Genomic DNA, 19,511 nt, shown 5'->3' with positions numbered 1-19,511 from the left:
TTAACACTAGTATTTACAAGGGTTTAGCGCATTTGAGTTAAACAAACCTTATAAATTCTAGACAAAGTGTTTTGTTAGTTAATTTTAACCTATTACATTTGTTATTGATAACACTTAAATTAATCATACATATTAATATGAAACATCTTAGTAAAATAATTGCTGTTGCCCTGATCGGGTTACTATTTGGTACAGCTAATGCACAAGACGCAAATCATCCATGGGCAATTTCAGTTGGAATAAATGCAGTGGATTTTTTCTCTGAAGCTGAGTTAAACGCTTTAGACCCTGATGACTTTAATATCCTTCCTGCAATTTCTAAACTTACAGTAGGTAGACATATTAAAGGTGGATTTTACGGTAGTTTATCGGGATCATTAAATAAAATTGATATTATTGGTTTATCTGGGGAACAAGGTGGGAAAATCAATGTAGATGACCTTGCTTATTTCGCTGTAGATGGAGCATTAAATTATAGTTTTAGAAACTTAATTAAAAAAGATGGAACTGGATGGTTTGATCCAAGTTTATCTTTAGGTGCTGGATATTTTTGGTTAGAAGATGAAGGTAGATTTTCGGTAAATCCTGGAGCTGGTATTGATTTTTGGTTGACTGATAATTTTGCTATCTCATTAAGTACTATGTACAAAGGTGTAATTAGTGAATATGACGAGCCAAGCGAAAGCGTTACCATTGGAAATGATACATTCCAAACATCTCACATGCAACACACTGCTGGTGTTAAGTTTGGTTTTGGTGGTACTGACACTGATGGTGATGGCGTTTATGATAGTAAAGACGAATGTCCTGAAGTTGCTGGTTTGAAGCAATTCAACGGATGTCCTGATACTGACCTTGATGGAATTAAAGATGCTGATGATGCTTGTCCTGATGTATTTGGTCCTGCTGAGTTAAATGGTTGCCCTGATACTGATCAAGACGGTATTGCTGATAAAGACGATGCTTGTCCTGATGTAAAAGGTACTGCTGCAATGAAAGGATGTCCTGACACTGACGGTGATACTGTTCCTGACAACTTAGACAAATGTCCAAATGAAGGAGGTCCTGTTTCTAACAACGGTTGTCCTTACAAAGACAAAGATAACGATGGTGTATTAGATAAAGATGACAAATGTCCTGAAGTACCTGGTGTTGAAGCTAACAATGGTTGTCCTGAAGTTAAAAAGGTAACTGCTGAAGTACAGAAGACATTAAATGAATACGCTAAGACTATCTTATTTGATACTGGTAAATCTTCAATTAAGGCTCAGTCTGAAAAAGTATTAGGAGATATTATCAATATTTTAAAAGAATATCCTGAAGCTAAATTTACAGTTGAAGGTCACACGGATAGTGTTGGTAGTAATGCTACTAACCAGAGATTATCTGAATCTAGAGCAGCTTCTGTAAAAGCATTTTTAATTGGTAGAGGAATTTCTCAATCAAGATTAAGTTCTGTAGGTTACGGAGAGTCTAAGCCAATTTCTTCTAATGCTACAAAAGCAGGAAGAAAATTAAACAGACGTGTTGAAATTAACTTAGTAAAATAAACTATTAAGTTTAATTCATAATTTAAAAAAACGCTTTCCATTATTGGGAAGCGTTTTTTTATTGTACCAATATTATAAAAAACAAATTAAATGCTGATGTCCTGTGTACAAAAATAGGCATACTGTAATTTGACACTTTTACTATTTTTAACCCGATTTTTTAAAGACTAATTAAATTATGCTGCCAATTTATGCTTGTTGTAAAATTTATTTTCCATTTTTTTTGAAGTTTTGTAGTCCAAACCAGCATGTATTCTTTATCAGCCGCACCATAATACTACAATAAATTCAAAGACTTCTATTTTGGCTTGTGCTGAATTTTCTTATTTTTAAATTATTCACTTCAAAGGAAGCTTCTCAAAAATCCCAAACAACTCCTTACCTGAACGGGCAGGAATTGAATTGAAACACCTATCAAAAGTATGCACCTTAAAGTGTGGGCTTAAAAACCCGAGATAGGTTTGCTTATCGCCTCCAAAAGGACGGTTTTCCATGTTCCCTGTAAGCGGTATATCAAACCAAACACCAACAAGCTTTCCTTGTGTTGTTAACAACTCGTGCATTTTTTTTGAATAGGCAATTCTGTTTTTATCAGTTGGTGGAAATGAACAAAAAAAAGTTTGCTCAATAATTAAATCATAAGTTCCTTCATACTCAAAAAAATCAGCATGTACTAATCGTGCTTTAGGGAAATCTGGATTTCTCTTTGAAAAAGCCCGCAGCGGAACTTCCGAAACATCTAAAATAGTCACATCATTAAAGCCCTTATTACAAAGATATTCTGCCTCATAAGCATTACCTGCACCTGGTATCAAAATAGACAAACTCTTATCCTTTAACTGATCAATATAATTTTTTAAAGGTGTAGTAGGATACCCTACATCCCAACCTGTTCTATTCTCTTTATACCGCTGTGTCCAATATTCCTGATTGTTAGTTTTTTCCATAACCCTATTGTTTTATACTTGTTAAGGTTTTAAATTACTCAAATAAAAATTAAGTATTTTTTGTTTATTTAAAATGGGTAATTTAATACTGGAAACGGTAATCTACGTAAATCTATAATTTTTTAACTTGATAACACCTTTAGATCAGTAAAAGGAATATTTTTTTAAAAAAACTTTGGCTCTACACTCTTTAAAGAGCCATTAGATCTGTCGTTGTGATAGAAAAAAATGCCTAGATAAAGTCATGCTACCTTTATGGCGATTACCGTATAGCCAATATTTAGGTGACCCCTATACTTATCCTCCAAGACCTCAATAATTCTCAAGTTTTAATAACTGATCTTTTCGCCACTTCATCAGTGAGTTCGCTTACACTCTCCTCTTTTATCCTCACCTAACATTTTTTCCAAAACCTTTTCTGTTTTCACTAAAGTTGGTTCATTAAGCGTTACAAAACATTACTCAACAAACTTTAAAATATATTCATAATTACCTCGTTATGATTTATATTCGTTCTTAAAACATAATTAAACTAATGACCACCGCCTACCTTTATTTAGAGGATAAAAAATATAGACTCCTTAGTTTTGACTTTAGCTTCAACCAGCGCACAGGGACTAACAATAAACCTACAGGTATTCCTAAGGGTGGAGAAATACAAGTTACTGTAGAAAGTTCTAAAGATGTAACCATGCTTAATTGGACTGTACACAATAATATGCAAAAAAAAGGGCGTATTGTTATATTAGGTAGAGATGGTGCTAGTATTGACTTTAAAGTAGAGTTTGCTCAAGCTTATGCTACAATGGCTGATTATTATTATAATTCGCAGTCATCAGAACCTATGGAATATTCAATTACTATAACTCCGGGTATTCTCCGTTTTAATGGCAATAATGCTGTTACTTATAAAAACTACTGGGGTAATCTTACTGCTTTTGATGAAGTTATTCCTAATACATACACAAGCCAAGAAGATCAAAAAGAACCTAGGCTTTTAAAAGGATGGTGGACTAGCGATAGTGATGGCTGCAACCCTATTTCAAAGGCCAATCTTGGTGATTACGTGTATTTTCATGTACAAACTAAAGACATTGAAATTGGACAACAAATTAATTGTCAATTATGGGAATATGATCACTTTTTTGGAATAGATTATTTAAATGTTGATGAAAATAAATTCCCAAAACACGAAATTAATAAAACGGCTACTGTACAGGAAATTGATGGTGATACTATAGCAACTGCTAAATTAGAACTAAAGGACAGTTGGACTAAAATGATCACTGACGATAATGGGGATCAATTAGAATTATATTGTAATGTGAGTTACAAAAATCTTAAAAAAGAATTACCAGCAAGTCGAAACGATGTACTTTTTGTAGGTTTTAACAAAAGGACACTTTATTTTAAAACCCCACTAGCGACTCATAACTTACCCGAATTTATCAGTTATGATGGAGACCCAATGCTACTTATGCAATTTGGCAAAGGCTTATACGGAGGTAAAATAAAAGATAAAGTATTAGATGCTGCTACTAAAGAAGCAAACAAAGCCATAAAAAAAATTGCATTTGCCAAACTTAAAAAAGGTTATATGGTAGACAATTTTGGCAAAGTCTACAAAGGAGATCGATTAATACATGAATATAAAAAAGTCTATAGTAATTCTGGTAAACTTTTTGAAAATCTTAAAAAAGGAAAAAACTTCGGTTACAAACACGAAGGACAACCACTAAAAACCACAAAAGGAATTAGTCAGTACGATTATTTTTCCACCACAGGTAAAAGAGTAACATTACTTGGTATGGTTAAATATATAGGAAATGTATTAGACATTTTTAGTTTTACCAAAACTATTGGCGAAGATTTAGACACCAATAAACCTTTACCTTTAGATTTCGGCCCCTTATCACCAATTGCTGATTTAGCAGGTGTTCTAGTTAAAGACCAAAAAGCTGAAATGGATATGGAATTAGAGGCCGATATTCAAAAAGAAATAGATTTAGCCAAATTAAAAGGTTTAGACGCTACTAGAAAAGCTATTGATACTTGGAATCATAATGAAAAATATAACTGGCAGTTACTTCCAGTTTCAGGAAAAACAGCTAATAAATTACTGCAAGGAGAATTTAGTACTTTTGATGAACTATTGAATTTTCAATCCGATATTATAGATGATTTTGATAAAAATATTAATATCCTTTACAGAACTATTGAAAATAGAGAGAGAGGATTTCCACTTGATATTATAGAAACACTATTTATAAATGAATAAATCAAAAATGCAATTTTTAAAAAAAGTGCTCATATTTTTTTGTCTTATAAGTTGTAGTACATCAAAAGAATCTTGTGTAGTAAAAATTAAGGAGTCTAATCAACAAGTTACACTATTTTTTAGCAATAAAATGTCTACTGTATCAGTAATTAGTTTACCATTTAATTTAAATATAAAAAATACTAATTCTTCAAGAAAATCATTTAGGAATTACACATATAACTATGGTAATCAATTAAAAGGTAATCCCATAAAATTGTATTTAAACGACGAAAACAGATTAATCAAACAAAGCTTTACTAAAATTAAATATATAGAGGGCAATGCAACAAATAAATATTTAATTAAATCAAAACATTTCATTGATACATTAAGGTTTGATAAAGTGTTTTTCAAACCTTATATATTAAAAATGAAAGATTTAAATCAAGATACTTTAAGTATAGGCACCATTTCTCAATTAAGAGCTAAACATAAAGATTTATTTGAGCAATTAATAAAAAATGATAGTATTTCCATTTTGTTTCTAAACAATAAAAAATTAGGAGAACGCATAGTTGTTCCTATAAAATGGTAGTGCTTCTAGCTCAAATCAACTTATATTTTTAATTTTACCAAAACTATTGGCGAAGATTTAGATACCGATAAACCTTTACCTTTAGATTTCGGTCCCTTATCACCAATTGCTGATTTAGCAGGTGTTTTAGTTAAAGAGCAAAAAGCAGAAATGGATATGGAGTTAGAAGGTGATATTCAAAAAGAAATAGATTTAGCTAAATTGGAAGGTTTAGATGCTACTAGAAAAGCTATTGATACTTGGTAATCCTAATGAAAAATATAATTAGCAATTACTTCCTGTTTCAGGAAAAACAGCTAATAAATTACTGCAAGGAGAATTTAGCACTTTTGATGAACTCCAAAACTATACCGATGAAAATCTAGATATTTATAATAACAAAACAGAAATTCTCTTTAGGAAAATTAAAAATACTAATCGAGAAAAATTTATCTACATAGTTGAAACAAATTTTATAAATGAATAAACGGCTCTCCCCGTAAATTAGGAGAGTGCGCCTCTTTCACTAACAAGCGTACGGATCACGAGCTTGGCGATTCGTTCTATTCCCGCAACACTTAAGTTCTAACTTTTTTCAATCACACCAAACACAGTAGCTTAGCCGATTACTAGCTATTAACCCAAAATCATTAACTGAACCCAACTTATTTATATTGAGTTTGTCAAATAGAAGTAACTATTAACCGTATAATTATTCGAATAATAAATGTTTAAATTCGACTAAAGTCGCTTCAAAATTTACTCTCAAAACTAGAATACATACTTTATACTCAAAGCATATCAGACACAAATAGATTATATATCACTGATATTTGGAAGCTAGAAAAAATTAATGATAATTGGAGTTTTCCAAAAAAAATGAAAAGTCCTTTAAGTTCAAACAGTAGGGAAGCTTCGGCTTGTATGACTCTCAATCAAACTATTTATTTTTCATCAAATAGAAATTGTGAAGGAAAAGAAAATTGTTACACCGCTGATTTATTTTATTAAAAATTAGCCAATCAAAATTACTTAAATACTGTTGGAATAGCTGAATTGAATTCAGAGAATGACGAAGAAAGTGTCTTTATTTCACCTAAAGAAGATTATATAATTTTTTGTAGATATACGGATAGCAAAACTTGGATGGATTTATATATTAGCTATCGCGATATTAATAACAAATGGACTGAACCAAAAACAGTAGACTCTACCATAAATTCGACAGATTGGGATAGACGACCATTCGTAAGTATCGATAATAATTTTCTGTTTTTTTACGCGTTTACAAATCGGGGAAAAAGGGTTGACTGAATCAGATATTTATTGGGTAAGCACATCTAAACTTTTTAAACCTTTTGTTTACAAACCTGTTTATAGTTATTCAATAAAAAATGGGAGTAGATTTGAAATTTCATTACCTGAAAATTATTTTAAGAATGTTAATAATACTCCATTAGCCATAAAACTTAAAAATAAATTTGATTGGTTAAAGTTTGATGCTAAAAAAATGGAAATATTTGGGTTAGCAAATATCATAGGGGATTTCGAATTAACTTTTATGGCAACTGATAAATTTTCTAATATAAGTGAAAGCAAAATAATCTTGAACGTTTCAAAATAGATTAACAACAATCAAAAAATATGGTTTTGCGGAGAATAACATGCTTTTTCTCAGTAATATTTGCGGAGATAATTCTGATTGCGGAGAATATTGATTATTTTTGTCGCACATTATGCGACGATTACAAATTTATATACACGAAAAAGAGAATTGGACAGATTTTACTTGGGATGAAAAACTTATATCTAAAGAATTAGCAGAAACGAGAAATCTTCAAGGTCGTTTATTAGGAAAAATGGAATCTCTTGGATTTGACCAACAAGATGAAGCTGTTTTAAATACACTTACTTTAGAAATTGTAAAATCATCTGAAATAGAAGGTGAAATTCTAGATTTAGAACAAGTCCGTTCTTCTGTAGCAAAACAATTAGGTATAGCGTTAGCTGGAGCCACAGAATCGGAAAGACATATTGATGGAATTGTAGAAATGATGCTCGATGCAACACAACGTTATGGTTTACCCATAACAAAAGACAGATTATTTGGTTGGCACTCTTTATTATTCCCCACAGGTTGGAGTAATATGTTTAAAATTACCGTTGCGGATTGGAGAAAAGATTCAACTGGACCAATGCAAGTTGTTTCAGGAGCAATGGGAAAAGAAAAAGTACATTTCGAAGCGCCGAGTTCAGAAAAAATAGATTCAGAAATGGAAGCTCTAATTCATTGGATTGAATCTGAAAACGAAATAGACCCTGTATTAAAATCGGCAATAGCTCATTTATGGTTTATAACCATACACCCCTTTGAAGATGGAAATGGAAGAATCACAAGAGCACTTACTGAAATGTTACTTGCGCGTTCAGATAATAGCGTTAAAAGGTTTTATAGTATGTCCTCTCAAATAAGGATTCAAAGAAAACAGTACTATGAAATTTTAGAAAAAACACAAAAAGGAACTTCAGAAATTACGGATTGGATACTTTGGTTTTTAGCGTGTTTAAAAAACTCTTTCGAATCAACATCCGAATTGTTATCTAAAATTTTGATCAAAGCTGAATTTTGGAAAATAAACTCTAAAACTATTCTAAATGAACGACAACAAAAGATGCTAAACAAAATTCTCGATGGTTTTGACGGAAAACTTACAACTTCTAAATGGGGAAAAATATGTAAATGTTCTCAAGATACAGCTTTAAGAGATATACAAGACTTAATCAAAAAAAAAATATTACTGAAAGAAAAAAGTGGTGGAAGAAGCACAAATTACGAACTAAAATTGCCAGATGGTAACACTTAAAGCATTCGTTTTGCCAGTAGGCTATAGATAAACCATGTTGCTGTTATTTTTTTGATATTGAAATTCATTAAATTTAAAAAAGGCAAACCCATAAAAAATGCTTTTAAAAGTGCCATTAAATTGGGGGTTACATCTGGTAAGTTCTGTTATATTTGCACAAAAAATAACACAATGGCAAAAATACTAACTGGGATACAAAGTACCGGAACACCACATTTAGGAAATATTTTAGGAGCAATTTTACCAGCAATCGCAATGGCAAATGAGCCTGAAAACACGTCGTTTTTATTTATTGCCGATATGCACTCCCTAACACAAATTAAGGAGGCAAAAACACTAAAAGAAAATACATTAGCTACTGCTGCAGTATGGTTGTCATGTGGATTAGACGTTGAAAATACGGTGTTTTATCGACAAAGCGACATTCCACAAGTAACGGAGCTCAGTTGGTATTTAAGTTGCTATTTCCCATACCAACGTTTAACATTAGCACACTCTTTTAAGGATAAGGCTGACCGGCTAGCAGATGTTAATGCAGGTTTATTTACCTACCCTATGTTAATGGCTGCGGATATTTTATTATATGATGCTGACTTAGTTCCTGTTGGCAAAGATCAACTGCAACATTTGGAAATGACCAGAGATGTAGCCTCTCGCATACACGCACAAGTGGGTAAGGAATTATTTGTATTACCCGAAGCTAAAACACAGGAAAGTACTATGTACGTGCCAGGGACTGATGGAGGGAAAATGAGCAAATCCAAAGGAAATATTATCAATATATTTTTGCCTGAAAAAAAATTGCGTAAACAAATTATGGGGATTGCTACTGATAGCACACCAATGGAAGCTCCTAAAGATCCAGACTCTTGTAACGTATTTACATTGTACAAATTATTGGGTACTCCAAAGGAAATTGAAGCTTTACGCGAAAACTATTTGGCAGGAAATTTTGGATACGGACATGCCAAACAGGCGTTGTATGAATGCGTGTTAAAACGTTTTGCAACGGAACGTGAAAAGTTTAACCACTACATGGCTCATCCACAGGAAATAGAAGAAGCGCTTAAAATTGGTGCCCAAAAAGCGGAAAAAGTAGCTGCCGCAACATTAAAAAGAGTGCGAACACAAATGGGATATTAACAGTATGTATTATTGAAACGAATAATAACACTATAAAGAATCAGAAAAAAAGAACCAGTTTAAATTGGGAATTACTGTTGAAAGGTAGTGGGTTATAACAACTAAAATGATATATATATCAAAGCATTGGTATTAATTTGCTGCTACTGTAGTAAGTTAAAAAAGAGCCATTCAAAATAATTAAGTATAACGTTTTATCACTAGAACCACCTTATGAAAAAACTAAACGATATACTATATATTACACATGAATTTGAACAGCTCGTTTTTTATATTTTAGTTTTAATACACATCAACTATACGATTTAATGGCAATACGTTGGCGGATTTTAAAATCACATATTTTTCGGTAACACCCCAAATGGTTGTGTGTATTTTTTTTAATCCTGTATTATCCTGAAAAATTATTTTCATTTTTGTGTGATCAATGTTGCCCAAAACTTGTGCTCTTTTTAAAGAGATATTTCGGTTAACCTGATCTTCTTTTTTTATTAATACTTCTTCAGTAGGAAAGTGCAATTGTGATACAGCTTCCTTGTCAATTTTTAATGCGTTCATAACTGTAGTGTTTTATGAAATTGATAAATTGGGTATTGCTAATATACAAATTTTGTAGTACTGATGCTAAAAAATTGCCTTTTTAACACTTTTCGGCGTAAAAAAATGCATTTAAACGATTTTAAAATGCTTTAATATTCTTACAAAGCTTGTTTAAAAACAACTACCCGCTATAAGTCGATAGATAATTTTAAAAATTTCACCAAAAATTAAAATAATCTAATTATTTTTAAATTCTAATGAGTTGTGTATTGTAAATATGTATTAATAACGTTTAAACATTGGAAAAATTAGACATTGAAGGAAGTTTAGTAAAACTGGAGGTAATCTCTACCGAACATCAGGCTGATTTGAGGGAGGCTGTACAAGATGGCAACCTCTGGAATTTATGGTTTACATCGGCTCCCACACCAGATAGTATAGAAAATTACATAAACAAAGCGATTCAGGAAAATGCGGCTGGGGTTTCAATAGTATTTGCAGTTAGGCATAAGCGTCATAACAAAATTATAGGAACCACTAGGTTTATGAATATTGAAGCTACACACAAAAGGCTTGAAATAGGCACTACCTGGTACGCCAAGTCGTATCAGCGTACGGGTGTAAATACGGAATGTAAATATTTGTTACTTACGCATGCTTTTGAACATTTGCAATGTGTGGCTGTGGAATTCAGAACGCATTGGCATAATTTCGCTTCTCGTAAAGCAATTGAACGTTTGGGCGCAAAGCAAGATGGCATTTTGAGAAATCACCGAATTGATACTACTACGGGTTGTTTAAGAGATACGGTGGTGTTTTCAATTTTAAATTCAGAATGGAACACGGTGAAAAAGTCGTTGATTTATAAAATGAATAAGAAATATGAGTAACCTTCTCTTTTTTGCGTGAAGGATTGTATTGGAAATCCCACAGCCCGACGTAGGAGGTGCGAGGAATTGCAAAGGAAAGCCTGACCCTTGTGGTCACGCCCCAATACTAATTGTACTGTTTTCAACACTAAATTGCATACTTTAAATCAGCGTCGAAATTATATTTGGATAATGCGGTAACTATCTTTTTTAGAACGCTACTTTTTAAACTAAATTTGCGCTTACCAATAGTTGTATCTCGAATTTAGTGTAAATGCAAGATGCAAAACGGTAATTTAATGCATGCTGATACCACAGCACTGTTATGTGTGCCTTTTTACCTGTATAGCATGTATTTTGGATATAGCTATTAGTAGCTTTTATTAAATATGATTTTAATTTAATGGCAAAAACAAAAACTACTTTTTATTGTCAAAGTTGCGGTACGCAATATGCCAAATGGCAGGGGCAGTGCAACAGTTGTAAAGCATGGAATAGTATTGCTGAAGAAATTATTGAAAAACAGGAAAAAGTTGCCTGGAAGGAACAGAGCGCCACTCCTCAAAAAAGGGTTTCCAAGCCATTAAAGGTTTCGGAAATTGATACTACGGCAGATATTCGTTTTAATACGGGCGATGGCGAATTTAACAGGGTGCTCGGAGGTGGTTTAGTGCCTGGTTCATTGACTTTACTAGGTGGGGAACCTGGTATTGGCAAAAGTACGCTTTTGCTGCAAATTGCCTTAAAATTACCGTTTACAACCTTGTATGTGTCTGGCGAGGAAAGTCAAAAACAAATCAAAATGCGCGCCGAACGTATGCAAGCCGAAACGGATAATTGTTTTATTTTAACGGAAACTAAAACACAGCATATTTTTAAGCAAGTTAGCCAAACACAGCCCGATGTGTTGGTGATTGACTCCATACAAACGTTGCATACGGATTATATTGAGAGTAGCCCTGGGAGTATTTCGCAAATACGAGAGTGCACCAGCGAACTGATTAAATTTGCCAAAGAAACGAATACACCTGTGCTTTTAATTGGACATATTACCAAGGATGGTACTATTGCCGGACCTAAAATTTTGGAACACATGGTGGATACTGTGTTGCAGTTTGAGGGAGATCGTAATTTTGTGTACCGAATTTTAAGAGCGCACAAAAACCGTTTTGGCTCTACGGCCGAATTGGGAATTTACGAAATGCAATCCGCAGGATTAAGGGAAGTGGCTAATCCTAGTGAATTGCTGCTTTCCAAAAAGGAAGAAGCGTTGAGTGGGACAGCCATAGCGTCAACTATTGAGGGTATGCGCCCTCTAATGATTGAAATTCAAGCTTTAGTAAGTACTGCTGTATACGGAACTCCTCAGCGAAGCACCACGGGGTTTCCTGCAAAACGATTGAACATGCTGCTTGCCGTTTTGGAAAAACGCGCTGGATTTAGGCTAGGCGCCAAGGATGTATTTTTAAATATTACTGGAGGCATCACAGTGGATGATCCTGCTATTGATTTGGCAGTAGTGGCGGCAATTTTATCCTCCAACGAGGATATTCCGTTAGATAAAGGCATCTGTTTTGCGGCTGAGGTAGGTTTGGCTGGCGAAATTAGACCTGTGAGCAGAGTGGATCAACGCATTCAAGAGGCTGAAAAACTAGGATTTTCGCAAATTTTAATTTCTAAATATTCTAAAACTAGCGTGGCTACTAAAGGCATTCAGCAAATTAAAGTTGCCCGTATTGAAGATGTGGTGAGTTATTTGTTTGGATAGGAAAGAAGTTTGTATTTAGGAATATATTCATTATTATAGGCATCTTTAAAAGCTAATTTCCCCAAAAAGTTTGATTTTGTATTTTTTTTTGATTTCTCTTTATTATTAGATTGTGTTATTCAGTCAAAAGGTTGTTTTTGTGAGCTTTTTAATGTAACTCTATAATGGTTTTAAAGCCTATATTTTTACATTAAGAATCAAATGACTAATTCCTACCGCGCTCATCAGGGTAAAACGTATGTACGGGATCACTTTGAAACACCGCTTTGGACTCAATATCAATAGCAGTTAGGGGGCCTTTAAAAGCAGCTCCAGTATCTACATTCCAAACACAAGCCGCATTTACAGGAGTTGTTTTATTAATCCGCGAAACTGGAGTGTGCCCTATGTAAACCTCATCAAATAACGTTAAGCGTTTTGGGTACAAAATGTGATCCTTTTTTAATTTTGGATCTACTGAAAGAGCCAATTCCCATAATGTTCGATCCCAATAAAAGAGTTTTTCAAAATATTCTTTATGCGGCCCATGCAAATTGGTAAAGCCTGCATGTAAAAAAAGTTTATTCTCATTAAGAATCACATAATTTTGCAAACTATCAAAAAAATCAAATTGGGTTTCAATTTCTTTGGCAGTGAATTTTGCGTAACTATCCTTAGTGGCTTGGCCACCGTGAATCAGCCATTGATCGGTATGGTTTTTGGTTTTTAGCCACTGAAAACATAATTCGTCATGATTTCCTCTAACAAAAGTGCATTGGTATTTTGTTGACAATTCCATTAAAAAAAATATAGTTTCAGCACTTTGGCTCCAACCATCAACATAATCTCCTAAAAAAATCAGGTGATCTTCTGGCGTAAGCCTTAATTCTGAAAGTAATTGCTGTAATGCTTTAAGTCCTCCGTGGATATCACCAATGGCAAATGTTCGGTTTGTTAACATAAATTAGTTGTAACGAATTTTTCTAATAACACGCATGGTGTCTTTATATAGTTTATAAATTTCTGCAGAATGCTTTTTTAAAACGGGCTTGGCTTCCTTTAATTTTTCAAGTGCCGTATCCACACCATTTAAATAGCAAATCAAGTACGTAGTCGGTAATTCTTTAAGCCAATTTCTTTCTTTGTGAGTTAAAGTGATATGATTAGTTAATTTTATAAGCAGGTCTTCATTTTTTTTTATTAAAAAACGGGTGACTGCAGGCGCAAATGTTGGTGGCTCAAATAAAAGCTCATACCCCATTTCATATGAAACATTGCTTTTAAACTGAATACGCATTTTTTCAAACGGATAATATTTATGAGTACCATCGTAACCTAAGCTGATAAATTCGGTTATAATAAATTCATTTTCAGTCATTTCAATACTCACTTCATCAAATTCTGAATAAAAAAGTCGCACCTGTTCATTTATAAGTTCAATATCTACTCTGGAATAGTACATTTCGTTTTTTACACGTTTTTCTTTTCCTGCCCAACAAACCACAAAATATTCCTGAAATACTTTATAGTTAGGTTTGTATTTTTTTCGACTTTTCATAAAGTCAAAAACACCATCCAGCGTATATTCAATAGTATTTTGCGAATGACTTTCAATTGCAGTAACAATTTTTGAATTAAAATCCTTTAAAGCAAAGGTTGTTTCTTTAGGCATACTTATACTTCCATCCCTCAAAAAGCCCGTTCCTTTTTGGTATTTCCAAATGTTCTTTTTTAACGTGCAAATCTCCGTATTTGTAGGGTGAATGGTTACTAAGCCAACAACTTTGTCGGTTGATAAATGTGGGAATGCAATGTTTTCATAGGAAACCACTGGTGGATTTTCTAAATAGGCGTTAATTAAATTCTGAATTTTACTATCGTCAAAAAAATCTACTCCAATAATTTCATTATCCTCATCTTTTACTCCGATAACTATAAAAGAATTATTTTTCGGGTTTGAGTTGGATAGCGCACACACATGCTTTAAAAATTTAGCTTTTCCTTCTTTTTCCGATAATTGAATACGTAGTTTTTTATCATAAAAACTATTTTCATTATTGTGGGCTAGTAAATTTTTGATTAAGAGCCTTTTGTTTATCATAAGGAAAAAGAAATTGTTGCTATTAAGTTAATTATTCAAAAAAATGCAACACATATTTTAAGTAATCGTTTACTATAAAATGTGATATCGAAAGTGCAAAAAAATTAAAGCCAAAAGGGCGAAAAAAAGCCCTGAAAATGGTTTTTACTTTAAAAAATAAAATTGTTGTCACCTCAATGAGGTTAAATATAGTTTAAAAAATAAAATTGAACCTTATTTTAAAAAAGGAATGTAGGATACCCCAATTGCAATTTGCAGGGTAAGGATAGGAATAGTAAATTCACGACATTAAAAATTAATCAATAATGGAACAAACCGCTACCGTTGATATTAGGATGATAAATGAACAGATTGAAAAAGAATCAGCATTTATCGATTTGCTTACTTTAGAGCTAAATAAAGTAATTGTTGGTCAAAAATATATGATTGAGCGTTTGCTCATTGGACTTTTGGGTCAAGGCCATATTTTGTTAGAAGGGGTGCCAGGATTGGCAAAAACATTGGCGATCAACACACTTTCTAAAGCAGTACAAGGAAGTTTCAGCCGGGTACAATTTACGCCTGACTTATTACCTGCCGATGTGGTTGGTACGTTGATCTATAACATGAAAGAGAACGATTTCCTAATTAAAAAAGGACCAATATTTGCCAATTTTGTATTGGCTGATGAAATTAACCGAGCACCCGCTAAAGTACAAAGTGCATTACTGGAAGCCATGCAGGAAAAACAAGTGACTATTGGCGATGAAACGTTTAAGCTAGACAAGCCATTTTTAGTAATGGCAACTCAAAATCCAGTGGATCAGGAAGGGACTTATCCGTTGCCCGAAGCGCAAATGGATCGATTTATGCTTAAAGTGGTTATTGATTATCCTAAATTGGAAGAAGAGCAATTGATTATGCGTGCCAATTTATCGGGTAGTTTTGAAACTGTAAATCCAGTAATTAGTACAGAGCAAATATTAAAAGCTCAAAAAGCAGTGCAAACGGTGTACATGGATGAAAAAATAGAAAAATACATTCTTGATATTGTTTTTGCTACACGCTACCCTGAAAAATATAACTTACCTGATTTAAAGCCATTGATCAATTTTGGTTCGTCACCTCGTGGTAGCATCAGTTTGGCTACAGCAGCTAAGTGTTTTGCATTTATTAAACGCCGAGGTTATGTAATTCCCGAAGATGTGCGGGCTGTAGTAACCGATGTATTACGTCACCGTATCGGAATTACCTACGAAGCCGAAGCCGAAAATATCACTACCGAAGATATTATTAGCCAAATTGTAAATGAAATTGAAGTGCCTTAAAAATAGTTGTCAGTTGTCAGTTGTCGGTTGGTAGTAAAATACAACCCTCACAACTCACAACTTTTAACTCGCAACTAAAAGATGGATACAAAAGAATTACTTAAAAAAGTACGCAAAATAGAGATTAAAACGCGTCGTGTAAGCGATCACGTTTTTGGAGGAGAGTATCACTCTACTTTTAAAGGGCGTGGTATGACGTTTAGCGAGGTACGTCAGTATCAGTTTGGCGATGATGTCCGTGCTATAGACTGGAATGTAACCGCTAGGTACAACGAACCATACATTAAAGTTTTTGAAGAAGAACGCGAGCTAACATTAATGCTCATGGTAGATGTTTCAGGATCCCAATTATTTGGTACTGAAAACCAATTTAAAAAAGAAACTTTAACTGAAATTGCCGCTACTTTAGCTTTTTCAGCAACGCAAAATAATGATAAAGTAGGTCTTATTTTGTTTACTGACGAAATAGAATTATTTATACCTCCCAAAAAAGGGCGTTCGCATGTACTTCGTATTATTCGGGAGTTGATAGAATTTTCGCCAAAAAGCAATAAAACCAACGTTTCACAAGCCTTAAAATATTTAAGTAACGTACAAAAAAAGAAAGCAATCGTGTTTGTGCTTTCTGATTTTATTGCCGATGATTACTTGCAAACTTTAAAAATAGTTTCGGGCAGGCATGATGTTACAGGTATCCGAGTGTTTGATAAATCCGAAATTGAAATTCCTAATTTAGGGATAGTACAAATGCATGATCAGGAAACGGGTCAGGTGCGATTAGTCAACACATCATCCAAAACCATCAGGAAAAATTATGCAAAATACTATGCTGAAAAAGTAAGCTATTACGAACAAGGTTTTAGTAAAAGTGGCTCAGGAGCGGTAAGTTGCGGTACAAATGAAAATTACGTTAAAAAGCTATTAGGCTATTTTAAACGAAGAAATTAACAATGCAAAATCATCACAAAATATATTATTGTAATCAAAAATTGCTACTAAAATTAGTGGGCTGTTTAGTGTTTTTTGGTTTTTCAATACATGCTCAAAATCAGTTTCAAGTACGCAATGCTATTGATTCCACGTCCATTAAAATAGGCTCTGTGGTTAATTATGCAATTCAGGTAGAAGGGAATAAAGGCAAAAACGTAGTGTTTCCCGAAGGAGAAAGTTTTAGTCCCTTGGAAGTATTGGAGTCATTCAAAATTGATACACTGGATGAAGGCGGTCGTTATCGGCTACTAAAACAATACGCGTTAACTCAATTTGATTCGGGACATTATTACATTCCCAGGCAAAAAGTAATTATTGCAGACAAAACATTTTATACGGATTCGCTTGCGCTAGAAGTAAGGGATGTGGTGGTTGATACTTCTAAAACCAAATTGTACGATATAAAAGGCATCATGCCTGAAGATGACCATTCCGAAACCGATTGGATGACTATCGTTTATTGGATCATCGGTGGTATTTTAATTGTAGCTTTGGTAATGTTTTTAGTATGGCGATTTGGACAAAAAAAGGTAGATCCCGAATCATTACTACCAATTTACGACAAAACATTATTAGCTCTGGATCGTGTGCCTACTGAAAGTTTATTGAGCGAAAACAAATACAAAGAGTACTATTCACAATTAACGGACATTGCAAAAAAATATTTGGAAGAAGAGCTTGCTGAACACGCCTTAGAAAGCACTACGGATGAGTTAATAACTGCATTAAACTTAAAAGTGAAAATGGGTGATGTTGCTTTAAAAAAAGAAGCAATAGCTGAGTTTCAAAATGCTTTACAAAATGCAGATTATGCCAAGTTTGCTGCAATTAATCCTTCACTGGAAACAGCACAGTTTGATAAGCAGGTGATTGCCAATTTTATCCAAAAAATAAATGAAGGTAAACCTGAATTAACGGAGGAACAATTACTACAAAATGAAACTTACCGACTAGAGCAGGAAGCAAAACGAAAAAGAAAGCGCCAAAACAGTATGATTATTGCTGGGGTAATTGCGCTACTTGCTGCGGTACTATCGTATTTTGCAGTTCAAAATTTAAATAAAATTACGGGATTAGTTTTAGGTAAAGCGGGTAACGCGTTATTAGATAAAGAATGGATTACTAGCACCTACGGAGTGCCCGGTATATCGTTGAGTACGCCTGGAGTATTAACACGAAACCCTGTAAAAATAGAAGGACAGCAACAACAAATATTGAGTGGTAATCAAGTCTATTTGTACGGAGAATTAAAAAGCAAATTTAATATCATAGTCAATACATTATCATTCCGCCAGGATGTGGGTTACACCGTAGAACAAGGAGTTGAAGGCGTATTTAAACAAATTGAACAACAAGGCGGAACAAATATTTTAGTTAAAAACGAGGATTTTGAAACCCTAAATGGCACCAAAGGGGCTAAAGTTTTCGGAAGTTTTGAGTATCCTATTCCTGAAACCGATAAAACGATCAAATTTGAATACACGATTTTAATATTTGCTGAAGCTCAAGGCGCTCAACAAGTCTTTGTATTTTACGAACAAGGGGATAAAGCTTCTCAAAAAGTAATGAAACGTATAATTAATTCAGTAGAAATAAACAAAAGCGATAACTAATGTTTTCAAAATATACATTTGAAAGTCCTGCATTTTTTTGGTTGTTGCTATGCATTCCTGCTGCAATAGCATGGTATGTATGGAGGAAAAATAATCAGCAGGCCTCCCTTAAAGTAGGTACAATAGCGGGATTTAAAACTTCCTCTGATATATTAAGTAAGTTAAAACCATTGCTTTTTGCAATGCAAATGTTGGCGTTAGCCTCATTAATTGTTGCACTGGCTAGGCCGCAAAATGTGGATGTTTCCACACAGACAAAAACAACTAAAGGGATTGATATTGCTATGGCTATTGACATTTCGGGGAGTATGTTAGCAAAAGATTTAAAGCCAAACCGATTGGAAGCTCTTAAAAAAGTGGCTGCCGATTTTATCAAAGGACGAAAAAGTGATCGAATCGGTTTAGTGGTTTATGCAGGGGAAAGTTTTACAAAAACCCCCGTAACCAGCGATAAAACGATAGTGCTAAGTGCTTTAAATTCATTAAAATTTACCCAACAGCTAGAGGGTGGAACGGCTATTGGCATGGGATTAGCCACAGCAGTAAACCGATTAAAGGAAAGTAAGGCCAAAAGTAAAGTAATAATTTTATTAACTGATGGTACCAATAACGCAGGATTTATTGATCCTTCCATAGCAGCAGAGTTAGCTTTGGAATATGGTATAAAAGTGTACACCATAGGTGTAGGTACTAACGGAACAGCGCTGTCACCAGTAGCTATTAGGAGTGATGGCTCCTTTCAATACGGCAATGTACAGGTAGAAATTGATGAAAAGTTATTAAAACAAATTGCAAAAACTACTTCTGGTCGATACTTTAGAGCTACAAACAACAAAAGTTTAAAACAAATTTATGCGGAAATTGATAAGCTTGAAAAAACAGATGTCGAGGAAATAAAATTCACTAAATACGAAGAAAAATACAGGTTTTTTGCCTTGTTTGCCTTTGGATTAACCGCATTGGTATTTTTATTGAAACAAACGCTATTCAAAAGTTTTATATAAAT

The 19,511-nt window shown here is 33.6% G+C and carries 16 protein-coding genes; 12 read left to right on the top strand and 4 right to left on the bottom strand.

The window, feature by feature from the left end; genetic code table 11:
- The first annotated feature begins 137 nt into the window (after positions 1-137).
- Entirely contained in the window at positions 138-1,550 is a 1,413-nt protein-coding gene (locus GMC_RS0115355; protein ID WP_010522982.1) for an OmpA family protein, read from the top strand.
- Positions 1,551-1,888: 338 nt separating this feature from the next.
- Here GMC_RS0115355 and GMC_RS0115350 read toward each other — a convergent pair whose 3' ends face one another.
- Positions 1,889-2,497: a methyltransferase domain-containing protein gene (locus GMC_RS0115350; protein WP_010522981.1), complete on the bottom strand. Its 609-nt coding sequence runs from the start codon at positions 2,495-2,497 to the stop codon at positions 1,889-1,891.
- A 535-nt stretch (positions 2,498-3,032) separates the two neighbouring features.
- Between GMC_RS0115350 and tssD the strand changes: the two genes are divergently transcribed.
- The 5 genes from tssD (at position 3,033) to trpS (ending at position 9,338) form a co-directional block, all read left to right on the top strand.
- Positions 3,033-4,775, top strand: a complete 1,743-nt coding sequence (tssD, locus tag GMC_RS20885) for a type VI secretion system tube protein TssD (RefSeq protein WP_010522980.1) — start codon at positions 3,033-3,035, stop codon at positions 4,773-4,775.
- Complete coding sequence (locus GMC_RS0115340; protein ID WP_010522979.1) at positions 4,768-5,352, top strand: hypothetical protein; 585 nt, start codon at positions 4,768-4,770, stop codon at positions 5,350-5,352. The genes tssD and GMC_RS0115340 overlap by 8 nt, the downstream gene beginning before the upstream one ends.
- Before the next feature lie 1,285 nt (positions 5,353-6,637).
- On the top strand, positions 6,638-6,955 hold the full coding sequence (locus tag GMC_RS0115320) for a hypothetical protein (protein WP_010522976.1): 318 nt from the start codon (positions 6,638-6,640) through the stop codon (positions 6,953-6,955).
- Between the two features lie 112 nt (positions 6,956-7,067).
- A complete protein-coding gene (locus GMC_RS0115315) occupies positions 7,068-8,195 on the top strand; it encodes a Fic family protein (RefSeq protein ID WP_010522975.1) in 1,128 nt (375 codons plus the stop codon).
- A gap of 171 nt (positions 8,196-8,366) precedes the next feature.
- Positions 8,367-9,338 carry a tryptophan--tRNA ligase gene (trpS, locus tag GMC_RS0115305; RefSeq protein ID WP_029489821.1) on the top strand — a complete coding sequence of 324 codons (972 nt, stop codon included), beginning with the start codon at positions 8,367-8,369 and terminating at the stop codon, positions 9,336-9,338.
- A 282-nt stretch (positions 9,339-9,620) separates the two neighbouring features.
- Here trpS and GMC_RS0115300 read toward each other — a convergent pair whose 3' ends face one another.
- Positions 9,621-9,896 (bottom strand): hypothetical protein, encoded by a 276-nt coding sequence (locus tag GMC_RS0115300; protein WP_010522973.1) that lies wholly within the window; start codon positions 9,894-9,896, stop codon positions 9,621-9,623.
- Between the two features lie 281 nt (positions 9,897-10,177).
- Between GMC_RS0115300 and GMC_RS0115295 the strand changes: the two genes are divergently transcribed.
- Positions 10,178-10,768: a GNAT family N-acetyltransferase gene (locus GMC_RS0115295; protein ID WP_010522972.1), complete on the top strand. Its 591-nt coding sequence runs from the start codon at positions 10,178-10,180 to the stop codon at positions 10,766-10,768.
- Positions 10,769-11,150: 382 nt separating this feature from the next.
- Positions 11,151-12,515 carry a DNA repair protein RadA gene (radA, locus tag GMC_RS0115290; protein ID WP_010522971.1) on the top strand — a complete coding sequence of 455 codons (1,365 nt, stop codon included), beginning with the start codon at positions 11,151-11,153 and terminating at the stop codon, positions 12,513-12,515.
- 205 nt (positions 12,516-12,720) lie between these two features.
- Here the strand turns inward: radA and GMC_RS0115285 are convergent, their stop codons facing one another.
- Together GMC_RS0115285 and GMC_RS0115280 are read right to left on the bottom strand one after the other, a co-directional pair.
- Positions 12,721-13,455 (bottom strand): metallophosphoesterase family protein, encoded by a 735-nt coding sequence (locus tag GMC_RS0115285; RefSeq protein ID WP_010522970.1) that lies wholly within the window; start codon positions 13,453-13,455, stop codon positions 12,721-12,723.
- A 3-nt stretch (positions 13,456-13,458) separates the two neighbouring features.
- On the bottom strand, positions 13,459-14,595 hold the full coding sequence (locus tag GMC_RS0115280) for an ATP-binding protein (RefSeq protein WP_010522969.1): 1,137 nt from the start codon (positions 14,593-14,595) through the stop codon (positions 13,459-13,461).
- Between the two features lie 305 nt (positions 14,596-14,900).
- Between GMC_RS0115280 and GMC_RS0115275 the strand changes: the two genes are divergently transcribed.
- From GMC_RS0115275 to GMC_RS0115260, 4 genes are all read left to right on the top strand, one after another.
- Complete coding sequence (locus GMC_RS0115275) at positions 14,901-15,902, top strand: AAA family ATPase (RefSeq protein ID WP_010522968.1); 1,002 nt, start codon at positions 14,901-14,903, stop codon at positions 15,900-15,902.
- Between the two features lie 81 nt (positions 15,903-15,983).
- Positions 15,984-16,850 carry a DUF58 domain-containing protein gene (locus GMC_RS0115270; RefSeq protein WP_010522967.1) on the top strand — a complete coding sequence of 289 codons (867 nt, stop codon included), beginning with the start codon at positions 15,984-15,986 and terminating at the stop codon, positions 16,848-16,850.
- Positions 16,851-16,891: 41 nt separating this feature from the next.
- The gene (locus tag GMC_RS0115265; RefSeq protein WP_238528022.1) at positions 16,892-18,505 is read left to right on the top strand and encodes a hypothetical protein; all 1,614 of its coding nucleotides are present in this window, start codon (positions 16,892-16,894) and stop codon (positions 18,503-18,505) included.
- The gene (locus tag GMC_RS0115260; RefSeq protein WP_010522965.1) at positions 18,505-19,509 is read left to right on the top strand and encodes a vWA domain-containing protein; all 1,005 of its coding nucleotides are present in this window, start codon (positions 18,505-18,507) and stop codon (positions 19,507-19,509) included. The genes GMC_RS0115265 and GMC_RS0115260 overlap by 1 nt, the downstream gene beginning before the upstream one ends.
- The last annotated feature ends 2 nt before the right edge of the window (positions 19,510-19,511 follow it).

Source organism: Aquimarina agarivorans (genome assembly GCF_000218485.1).
Taxonomy (GTDB): Bacteria; Bacteroidota; Bacteroidia; order Flavobacteriales; family Flavobacteriaceae; genus Aquimarina; species Aquimarina agarivorans.
The sequence above is the reverse complement of the archived record's forward strand: the minus strand, read 5'-3'. Positions and strand labels throughout refer to the sequence as shown.